Annotated in this window: 10 protein-coding genes; 2 read left to right on the top strand and 8 right to left on the bottom strand. The window is 67.8% G+C overall.

The features are described 5' to 3' along the window. Positions 1 to 229 precede the first annotated feature (229 nt). Positions 230 to 1618 carry an LVIVD repeat-containing protein gene (locus ETD86_RS49480; protein WP_170223721.1) on the bottom strand — a complete coding sequence of 463 codons (1389 nt, stop codon included), beginning with the start codon at positions 1616 to 1618 and terminating at the stop codon, positions 230 to 232. Positions 1619 to 1787: 169 nt separating this feature from the next. Between ETD86_RS49480 and ETD86_RS49475 the strand changes: the two genes are divergently transcribed. Further along, complete coding sequence (locus tag ETD86_RS49475) at positions 1788 to 2432, top strand: DUF305 domain-containing protein (RefSeq protein WP_138673559.1); 645 nt, start codon at positions 1788 to 1790, stop codon at positions 2430 to 2432. Positions 2433 to 2528: 96 nt separating this feature from the next. Here ETD86_RS49475 and ETD86_RS49470 read toward each other — a convergent pair whose 3' ends face one another. Both ETD86_RS49470 and ahcY read right to left on the bottom strand, forming a co-directional pair. Beyond that, positions 2529 to 3764: an adenosylhomocysteinase gene (locus tag ETD86_RS49470; RefSeq protein WP_138673558.1), complete on the bottom strand. Its 1236-nt coding sequence runs from the start codon at positions 3762 to 3764 to the stop codon at positions 2529 to 2531. A 190-nt stretch (positions 3765 to 3954) separates the two neighbouring features. Beyond that, entirely contained in the window at positions 3955 to 5382 is a 1428-nt protein-coding gene (gene ahcY, locus ETD86_RS49465) for an adenosylhomocysteinase (protein WP_138673557.1), read from the bottom strand. A 104-nt stretch (positions 5383 to 5486) separates the two neighbouring features. Here ahcY and ETD86_RS49460 point away from each other — a divergent pair, with 104 nt between their 5' ends. Further along, on the top strand, positions 5487 to 5816 hold the full coding sequence (locus tag ETD86_RS49460; RefSeq protein ID WP_138673556.1) for a MerR family transcriptional regulator: 330 nt from the start codon (positions 5487 to 5489) through the stop codon (positions 5814 to 5816). A 41-nt stretch (positions 5817 to 5857) separates the two neighbouring features. Here the strand turns inward: ETD86_RS49460 and ETD86_RS49455 are convergent, their stop codons facing one another. From ETD86_RS49455 to ETD86_RS49435, 5 genes are read right to left on the bottom strand one after another with little or no spacing between them, the layout of a single operon-like run. Then, positions 5858 to 6787 carry a cation diffusion facilitator family transporter gene (locus tag ETD86_RS49455; RefSeq protein ID WP_138673555.1) on the bottom strand — a complete coding sequence of 310 codons (930 nt, stop codon included), beginning with the start codon at positions 6785 to 6787 and terminating at the stop codon, positions 5858 to 5860. 49 nt (positions 6788 to 6836) lie between these two features. Then, positions 6837 to 7943 (bottom strand): SIS domain-containing protein, encoded by a 1107-nt coding sequence (locus ETD86_RS49450; protein ID WP_138673554.1) that lies wholly within the window; start codon positions 7941 to 7943, stop codon positions 6837 to 6839. Then, positions 7940 to 8107: a Trm112 family protein gene (locus ETD86_RS49445; protein ID WP_127939884.1), complete on the bottom strand. Its 168-nt coding sequence runs from the start codon at positions 8105 to 8107 to the stop codon at positions 7940 to 7942. Before ETD86_RS49445 ends, ETD86_RS49450 begins: the two co-directional genes overlap by 4 nt. Continuing rightward, positions 8104 to 9453 carry a phosphomannomutase/phosphoglucomutase gene (locus ETD86_RS49440; protein WP_138673553.1) on the bottom strand — a complete coding sequence of 450 codons (1350 nt, stop codon included), beginning with the start codon at positions 9451 to 9453 and terminating at the stop codon, positions 8104 to 8106. Before ETD86_RS49440 ends, ETD86_RS49445 begins: the two co-directional genes overlap by 4 nt. A gap of 44 nt (positions 9454 to 9497) precedes the next feature. After that, complete coding sequence (locus tag ETD86_RS49435; protein WP_127939882.1) at positions 9498 to 9866, bottom strand: DUF3499 domain-containing protein; 369 nt, start codon at positions 9864 to 9866, stop codon at positions 9498 to 9500. Between the last annotated feature and the right edge of the window lie 138 nt (positions 9867 to 10004).

Here is a 10004-nt window from a genome sequence, read left to right as displayed (position 1 = left end):
TGGGGATGTTGAGCACGTGGGTCACGTTGGGGCTGGTGACCACGGTGTCGGGGGGTGGGATGTCGGCGGCGAGCGCGGGCGTTCCGGTCAGCGCTAACGCGAAAGCCGCCGCGGCCGCTACGAGGGTACGGCGCGGAGTTGACACTCGGGAGCCTCCTTGATCATTTAAGTCCCGATGGAACAACGCCGGCGAGGACCCCGGTCGGGGCCCTCGCCGACCGATGAACGGTCAGTGACCGTGTCCGGGGTACGAAGCCTGCGTCTGCGCGTTCAGCGAACGCATCTTGACCCAGTTCGCCTGGTTCGTACGAGAGTCGTTGATCTTCAACACGTCCAGGCCCAGGTTGAAGTCAGATCCGTAGATGTAGCCGTTGTAGTAGTACGCCGACCAGAAGCCGCCGCTGAGCGCCGGCGCGGTGTTGTCCGGGCCGCGTTCGAAGAAGGCGATCTCCTTAGGGTGCGCCGAGTCGGTGAAGTCGACCACGGAGATGCCGCCCTGGTACCACGCCTGCACCATGATGTCGCGGCCCTTGACCGGGATCAGCGAGCCGTTGTGGGCCACGCAGTTCTCCGTGTCGGCCTGGTGCCGTGCGATCTTGAAGTAGCTCCTGAACTGGAGCTGCCCGTTCACGATGTCGTAGTACGCGTTGGCGCCCCTGTTCGGCCCGATGGCCTCGTTGCAGGTGGCCCTGCTGCCGCCGCCGAGCTCGTCGGTGAAGATCACCTTCGTGCCGTCGTTGTTGAAGGTCGCCGAGTGCCAGAAGGCGAAGTTCGTCTCGTCACGCACTGTCGCGGTGACCCGAGGCTGCTCCGGGTTGCGGATGTCGAGCAGGATGCCGTCACCCATGCAGGCGCCCGCGGCGATGCCCTTCTCCGGGTAGGCCGTGATGTCGTGACAGCCGGTCGTGGCCGACTTCCCATTGGGGTAGGGCAGCGGGACGCCGCCGTAGCCGCCGTCGGGGAACAGGTTCGGCGTGGCGATCACGCTCGCGGCCGCCGGGTTGTCCAGCGGCACCTTGATGATCGAGATCAGGTCATGCGGCGTCTTGCAGTCCGGGAACGTGTCGCTCGGGGCGTAGGAGGAGACGTAGATGTAGACGTTCCTGCCCCACTTGTCGGGGACCAGCGTGTGCGTGTGCGAACCGCAGTTGGTCTCGATCGACTTGATGTACTTCGGGTTGGCCTTGTCGGACACGTCGAAGATCCGCATGCCCTCCCACGACTCCTTGAGCGTGGCGGACTGCGACGTGCTGCTGCACGAGTCGTTGTTGCGCGAGGAGTCGACGGAGCCGAACAGCAGGTCGCCGTGGACGGACACGTCCATCTGGCCGCCCGGGCAGACCACGGAGCTGACCAGGGAAGTCCGCTTCGGGTGCTTGATGTCGTAGATGGAGAAGCCGGAGTAGTTGCCGACGTAGGCGTAGTCACCCTGGAAGGCCATGTCCGTGTGGATGTCGGCCAGCGCTTCGGGCTTGGGCACGTTGGTGACGTGCTGAATGTTGGGACTCATGACGATCTGGCCGGGAGCAGGGATGTCCGCGGCCTGGACGGGCAGGGTGCTGCCTGCGAGCGCCACGAACGCCGCCACGAGGATGAGGGCCCGACGCGGGGTTAACACTGGTCAAACCTCCAATAAAGGGGGCATAAATCTACGCAATCTTCGCGCCTCCAGGCCGCCGCGAGCCAGTGTCCAAGCTGTCAATTTTTGTTCCGGTTCGCCCCCTTTCAATCGGGACGTTTTTCACCTAGAGTGCGCATTCGTCACCACGTCAGTCAGGGAGGGTTGAGTGCGCTCCGCGCTCATCGTCATCGCAGGCCCCGTCATCGGCACTGTCCTCGTCCTCTCCGGCTGCACCTCCAGCCCGCCCCAGGCCCCGCGGGCCGACTCGACCGCGCCCGTGATCGCCCCAGGTCGCCCCGGCGAGCAGGCCAAGACACTCTCCCCCGGCGAGGCCGCCACCGCCGCGCCCACGCCCACCGCGAACGCCGCCGACGTCACGTACGTGCAGGACATGATCGTCCATCACCGGCAGGCGCTCGACATGGCGCTGCTCGCACCGAACCGGGCGGACTCGGCCAAACTGAAGAGCCTGGCCGACCGGATCAAGGCGGCCCAGGGGCCGGAGATCCAGTTCATGACGGGCTGGCTACGCGACCTGGACCAGAAGGTGCCCGACCATCACGCCGCGCACGAGGGCATGCCGGGGATGGCCACACCCGAGCAGCTGGAGGCGTTGAAGGCGGCCAAGGGCAAGGACTTCGACCGGATGTTCCTGGAGCTCATGATCAACCACCACCTGGGGGCGATCAAGATGTCCGAGCAGGTGCTGAGCAGCGGCTCCCACATCAGGATCGAGGAGCTGGCCGGCGACGTCAGCGTCACCCAGGCGGCCGAGATCCGCCGCATGCAGGAGATGCAGGCGGCGCTTTAGGACCTCAACGCGGAGGGGCCGGCGGCGCTTTGGGACCTCAACGCGGGAGGCGCAGGCGGGCCCTCAGGACCTGGATGCGGGAGATACAGGCGGCCTTCAGGACCCCACCCGCCACGAATGCAGGTAGTCCTCCTGCTCGGGGGTGAGGGTGTCGATGCCGATGCCGGTGGCGGCCAGCTTGAGCCTGGCGACCTCGTGGTCGATCTCCCCTGGCACGTCGTACACGCCGGGCTCCAGCTCCGCCCGCGCGCCCACCAGCCACGCCACGGCGAGGGCCTGCGCGGAGAACGACATGTCCATGACGGCCGCCGGATGCCCCTCGGCGGCGGTGAGGTTGACCAGCCGCCCTTCGGCCAGCAACAGCAGCCGGCGGCCGTCGGGCATCACGTACTCGTCGGTGTTGGGCCGCACACCCCGGTGCACCTCATGGGCCAGCTCATCCAGCGCCCGGACGTCGATCTCCACATCGAAGTGCCCCGCATTGGCCAGGATCGCCCCGTCCTTCATGACCGACAGGTGCTCACCTCTGATCACATCCCGGTTGCCGGTGACGGTGACGAACAGATCGCCGAGCATCGCGGCCTGCGCCATCGGCCGCACCTCGTAACCCTGCAGAGTGGCGTCGAGCGCCTTGACCGCGTCGATCTCGGTCACGATCACCCGCGCCCCCAGCCCTTCAGCCCGCTCGGCAACCCCACGCCCGCAGTACCCGAACCCGGCCACGACCACGGTGCGCCCGGCCAGCATGGTGTTGGTCGCCCGCATGATGCCGTCAAGCGTCGACTGCCCGGTGCCATACCGATTGTCGAACATCCGCTTGGTCCGCGTGTCGTTGACCGCCACGACCGGAAACCGCAACGCCCCTTCCGCCGCCATCTGCCGCAGCCGGATGATCCCGGTCGTGGTCTCCTCACATCCGCCGCTCACCCGCTCGAGCAGATCGGTGCGCTCGGTGTGCAGGATGTTGACGAGATCGCACCCATCATCGAGCACAAGATCCGGCTCAAGATCGAGCGCCTGATGAATATGGCGGTAGTAGGTCGCCCGATCGACCCCAGCCCGCGCGTGCACGCCGATCCCGTAACCCCGCAAGGCCTCGGCGACGTCGTCCTGGGTGGACAAGGGATTGGAGGCGGCCAGCGCGATCTCCGCACCGCCCGCCTTCAAGGCCCCCATGAGCACAGCTGTCTCGGCGGTGACGTGCAAACAGGCCGCGATCTTCAACCCATCGAACGGCCGTGAGAGCGCGAACCGCTCACCGATCGCGGTCAACACCGGCATCGAACGAGCAGCCCACGAGATCTGCCGCTCACCGCTTTCACTTACGTCCATGGGTGCCTGCTAACCGAAGAAGACGGCCAAGAATACGCTCGTCACGGCGAGCGCCCCGTGAGCCTTCACAACCGGCCAGGACAGACGGCAACCGGGTACGGCGCGTGCGGGCAACTTGGCCTGCCGTAAAAGAAGGAAGAGGTTTGGGCGCTCCGAAGGAGCGGCTCCGGAGCGCCTACCTGAAGAAGATCTAGTACCGGTAGTGGTCGGACTTGTAGGGGCCCTCGACGTGGACGCCGATGTACGCGGCCTGCTCCTTGGAGAGCTCGGTGAGCTTCACGCCGAGAGCGTCGAGGTGCAGGCGGGCGACCTTCTCGTCCAGGTGCTTGGGCAGCGTGTAGACCCCGATCGGGTATTCGGAGGTCTTCGTGAACAGCTCGATCTGCGCGATCACCTGGTTGGTGAACGAGTTGGACATGACGAAGCTCGGGTGCCCGGTCGCGCACCCCAGGTTCATGAGCCGTCCCTCGGCGAGCACGATGATCGAGTGGCCGTCGGGGAAGACCCACTCGTCGACCTGCGGCTTGATGTTGTTCCTGATGATGCCGTCGATGCGGGTGAGCCCCGCCATGTCGATCTCGTTGTCGAAGTGGCCGATGTTGGAGACGATCGCCTGGTGCTTCATCTTCGCCATGTGGCCGGCGGTGATGATGTTGAAGTTGCCGGTCGCGGTGACGAAGATGTCGGCGATCCCGACGACCTCGTCCAGCGTCGTGACCTGGAACCCGTCCATGGCCGCCTGGAGCGCGCAGATCGGGTCGATCTCGGTGACGATGACCCGGGCGCCCTGGCCGCGCAGCGCGTCGGCGCAGCCCTTGCCGACGTCGCCGTAGCCGCAGACCACGGCGACCTTGCCGCCGATCAGCACGTCGGTCGCCCTGTTCAACCCGTCGATGACCGAGTGGCGGCAGCCGTACTTGTTGTCGAACTTCGACTTGGTGACCGAGTCGTTGACGTTGATCGCCGGGAACAGCAGCTGGCCGTTCTTGTGCATCTCGTAGAGCCGGTGCACGCCGGTCGTGGTCTCCTCGGTGACGCCCTTGATGCTCTCGGCGATCCTGGTCCACGTCTTGTCCGCGCCGACCGTGCGGGTGAGCAGGTCGATGATGACGTGCCACTCCTCCGGGTCGTCTGCGGTGGCGGGCGGCACGGCGCCGGCCTTTTCGTATTCGGCGCCCTTGTGGACGAGGAGCGTGGCGTCGCCGCCGTCGTCCAGGATCATGTTGGGGGCGTCACCGTTCGGCCAGGTGAGCGCCTGCTCGGTGCACCACCAGTATTCCTCCAGCGTCTCGCCCTTCCAGGCGAACACCGGCACACCCTGCGGGTCGTCCACGGTGCCGTTGGGGCCGACGACCACCGCGGCGGCGGCGTGGTCCTGCGTGGAGAAGATGTTGCAGCTGACCCAGCGGACCTCGGCGCCCAGCGCGACCAGCGTCTCGATGAGGACGGCGGTCTGGATCGTCATGTGCAGGGAGCCCATGATCTTCGCGCCGCGAAGGGGCTGGGAGGCCGCGTATTCCTTACGAACCGCCATGAGGCCGGGCATCTCATGCTCGGCGAGCCGGATCTCCTTACGGCCGAACTCGGCAAGTGAAAGGTCGGCGACCTTGAAGTCCATCGGGTGTCCCCTCGCGCTGACAGATGATTCTCGGGGACGAGTCTAGGGCCCTCTCGGCAGGGATCGCATGCCCAGAACGGCGAAACTGACGTAAGAATGTAAGGATGCGCATCACGGAAGCAGCCAAGCGGCTCGGCATGTCCCCACGAATGCTCCGATACCGGGAGGCTCTCGGGCTGCTACCACCGGTGCGGGAGCAAGGGGCGCACCGGCGGTTCGGGCCCGAGGAGCTGGCCGCCGTGGCTCAGGCGGTGGAGCTGGAGAAGCGGTTCGACGTGTCTCCGGCAGAGTTGGCGTTCGCGTTGCGGGTGCTGAGCGAGCCGGCGGTGGCGGCCGCCGTACGTGACCTGGGGGTGCGGATCGGGCGCATCCAGGTGCCCCGCAGGGCCCTCGACTTCGAGAAGGAGAAGGCCCTGCGACTCCTCAGGCGGTAAGCAGCCCTGCCGCCCTCTCAGAAGAGCCAGAAAGGGCTCGGTCAGCCGGAGGCCGTGGTGCGCTGCCGGTCCAGGTCCGGCTCCAGGTAGATGACCCGGGCGATCGGCACCGCCTCGCGGATGCGGCGCTCGGCCTCGTCGATCCCGCGCGCCACCTCCGAGGCCGTCTCGTCGTGCGACACGGCGATCTTGGCGCCCACGAGCAGCTCCTCCGGCCCGAGGTGCAGCGTCCGCATGTGGATGATCCGGTCCACCTCGGGCGCGTTCTCCAGCGCGCGGCGGATCTGATCCTCCACCTCCGGCGAGGCGCCCTCGCCGACCAGCAGCGACTTGGTCTCGATGGCCAGCACGATCGCGATGATCGCGAGCAGCACACCGATCATCAGGGTGCCGATGGCGTCCCAGACGGGGTTGCCCGTGACGACGGCCATCGTCACGCCGAACAACGCGAAGATCAGGCCGAACAGCGCGCCCAGGTCCTCCAGCAGGATGACGGGCAGCTCGGGCGACTTGGACCGGCGGATGAACGCCCACCACGACTGGTTGCCGCGCACGGCGTTCGATTCCTTGATCGCCGTGCGGAACGAGAGCGTCTCCGCGCCGATCGCGAAGATCAGCACGCCGAACGCCCAGGCCGGCGACGTCAGGGCATGCGGATGAGTGAGCTTCCCATAGCCCTCGTAGAGCGAGAACGCCGCGCCGATCGTGAACAGCACGACGGCCACCACGAAGGCGTAGAAGTAGCGCTCGCGCCCGTAGCCGAACGGGTGCTCCTTGGTCCTGGCCCGCTGCGCCCGCTTGCCACCGACCAGCAGCAGCACCTGGTTGCCCGAGTCGGCCACAGAGTGAATGCCCTCCGCCAGCATCGACGAGGAACCGGTGAATGCCGCAGCCACGAATTTCCCCACGGCGATGGCCAAGTTGGCGGCCAATGCCGCAACGATCGCTTTAGTTCCGCCGCTCGCGCTCACGGGTCTTCTCCACTCATAGAGATCACGTATTTAGGCCTGAAAGGGGATCCTATTGGGAAATTCTGGCCTTCAGCTCAGTGATCGCCGACACAGGGGTCGGATCCACGCCATATCCCAGCGCCAGGTAGGTGCTGGCGTAGTCTCCCAGGGCGATCAGCGAGGCGATCCGCTCCAGCGGATGCACGCCCTCGGCCGCCAGCTCGGTCACCCGGACGTCGCGTTCGCGCGCCAGCCGCAGCGCCGCCTCGCGCCGCCGCGTCACCTGCGGGTGCTCCTCGACGTCCCGCATGACGACGAGCCGGACGGTACGGCCGGTCGTGTCGGCGAAGATGTCGTACTCGGCCAGCGGCCCGTCGAGAGCGGCCACCTGGTTGTGACCCGCCTCGGGCAGCTCTCCGTAAACAGCGGGATATTTCGCGTTCGAGTTGAGCTGGCAGGCCAGCCGGTACGCGGCCACGGCCGCCACCGGCGACGACCCCCAGATCATCGGAACGCTCTCGGCCAGGTCCATGGCGAGCGACTTACCGGGGTTGATGAACGAATCGCTGGACGGCCGGCACCGGTGAGCCATGTCCTCCAGCGCCCTGGCCACCCGCTCGAACAGGTCCGCCTCGTCCGGCACGAGCCGCACCGCGGCGGCGGCCACGATCAGGGGGATGGTCAGCAGCCAGATGTTCGCCCTCGACTGTCCGCTGACCGGGACCGCGACGTAGACGGCCGACGCCTGGACGGCGATGGCCTCCAGCGGAGAGCCTGTCGGGCCGACGCCGAGCAGCGTGCAGCCGCGCCGCACCGCCTGGGTGGCGAGGGCCAGCGTCTCCTCGGTGTCGCCCGAGCCGGAGACGGCGATGACCAGGTCGGTGGCGCCCACCCAGCCGGGGAGCTGGTAGGAACGCAGGGTCACGATCGGCAGCGGCGCGCCGCTGCCGGCCACCGCCGCCAAAATGTCGCCCGCGATGCCGGAGCCACCCATGCCCGCGACCACGATGGCACGCGGCCGCCCGTTGGCGGCCAGGCGGTCGAGGCGGGCCTCGACCGCCGCACGATGACCGGTGCGTACGTGTGCCGCTGAGGCGGCGACCGCGGGCAACATCCCGCCAGGGTCGCCTTCGCTGAGGTGAGCCTGGTCGTCGAGCCGCCCCGGCTCCCAGGTCACGGCTTCCTGGCCTCGTCGACGAGCAGGACGGGGATGTCATCCCGGACCGGGTAGATCAGGCCGCAGCCCGTGCAGGCCAGCTCCTCGGCCTCGCTGTCGGCACGTAGGGGCGCCTTGCACGCCGGACAGGCCAGGATCTCCAGCAGCCAGTCGTCGATCTTCACACTGACACCCTTCCCACGATGGCGAGGACCTCGTCCCTGATCGCCGTCATCTTGCTCTCGTCGGCCGCCTCGGCGTTGAGCCTGAGCAGCGGCTCGGTGTTGGACGCCCGCAGGTTGAACCACCATCCCGACCCGGTCACGGTCAGCCCGTCGAGCTCGTCGAACGCGCCCCGTCCCGCGAACGCCTCGCGGACCAGCCGCAGGGCCTCGCCCTGGTCGGACACAGCGCTGTTGATCTCCCCGGAGGCGTGGTAACGCGAGTAGGCCGCCGCCACCTCCGACAGCGGCCGGTCCTGCCCGCCCAGCGCGGCGAGCACATGCATGGCCGCGAGCATGCCGGAGTCGGCGAACCAGAAGTCGCGGAAGTAGTAGTGGGCCGAGTGCTCGCCACCGAAGACCGCGCCCGTGCGGGCCATCTCGGCCTTGATGAACGAGTGCCCGACCCGCGTCCGCTCCGGCGCGCCGCCGTGCTCGCGTACGATCTCGGGCACCCCCAGCGACGTGATCAGATTGTGGATGATCGTCGCACCCGGGTATTTGGCCAGCTCGCGCACGGCGACCAGCGCCGTGACGGTGGACGGCGAGACCGACTCCCCGCGCTCGTCGATCACCCAGCACCGGTCGGCGTCCCCGTCGAACGCCAGCCCGATGTCCGCCCCGTTGGCCACCACGGCACGCTGCAGATCCACCAGGTTCTGTGGCTCCAGCGGATTGGCCTCGTGGTTGGGGAAGTCCCCGTCCAGCTCGAAGTAGAGCGGCACCAACTCGATCGGCAGGCCCTCGAACACGGCCGGAACGGTATGTCCCGCCATGCCGTTGCCCGCGTCCACCACGACCTTCAACGGCCGGACGGCCGCGAGGTCGACGAGCGTGCGCAGGTGATGGGCATAGCCGCTGAGCAGGTCCTTCTCGATCAGCGACCCGCTGGGCGTGGCGGTCACCCCGACCAGCTCGGCCGCCCGGTCCCGGATCTCCGTGAGCCCCGTGTCGCCCCCGATCGGCACCGCGCCGGACCTGCACATCTTCATGCCGTTGTAGCGGGCGGGGTTGTGGCTGGCGGTGAACATCACCCCCGGGAGCCCCAGGCTGCCGCTGGCGTAATAGAGCAGATCGGTCGAACCCAGCCCCGCGTCCACGACGTCCGCGCGGCGTGACCGGGCCCCTCGGATGAAGGCGTCGGCCAGCGGCCGGGACGACTCACGCATGTCATGTGCGACCACGACCGACTCGGCCCCGGTCACCTCGACGAAGGCCGCCCCCACGGCCTCGGCGGTCGGCTCGTCGAGCTCGTCGGGCACCACCCCGCGAACATCGTACGCTTTGAAGATCTTGGCGAGGTCGCCCACTCTTCAGCTCCGCCCCTAGGTCGTTTCCTCCTTGTAAAGGGAGCCTACCGGTCGCGGTGCTGCTGGGCCGACCTCAGAACGCGCAGGTGCCCCCGGCGGCCGACCTCCACCCCCTGCCCGACCGGTTCGCCGCCGCCGGACGACGTGGGCCGGGCGGCCTCTCTGACCGCGTTGGCCAGCGCCTCGAGATCGTCGGAGCTGGGCGAGGCGCCGTCCGTCGGCAGCCGCACCACCTCCCAGCCGCGGGGGGCGGTCAGCCGCTCAGCGTGTTCGGCGCACAGGTCGTAACAGTGTGGCTCCGCGTACGTCGCCAGGGGGCCGAGAACAGCGGTCGAGTCGGCGTATACGTACGTGAGCGTGAAGACGGCAGGCTGGCTGCACGCGGTGCGGGAACAGCGGCGGACGGGGCTCACGGAGGGACCGTATCTGGTAAGAGTCCGAGGCGCCACTACCTGAGCGCTCTTAACGAGCGTGTCGCCACAATTCGGACACCTGTCGCAGCCTTTCCACCCACATGCCCCGATGACCCCACCGCCCACAACGTGCCATTA

The sequence above is a fragment of the Nonomuraea turkmeniaca genome, from assembly GCF_005889735.1.
Taxonomy (GTDB): domain Bacteria; phylum Actinomycetota; class Actinomycetes; order Streptosporangiales; family Streptosporangiaceae; genus Nonomuraea; species Nonomuraea turkmeniaca.
Note: the sequence above shows the minus strand (reverse complement) of the source record. Positions and strands in the feature narration are given on the sequence as shown.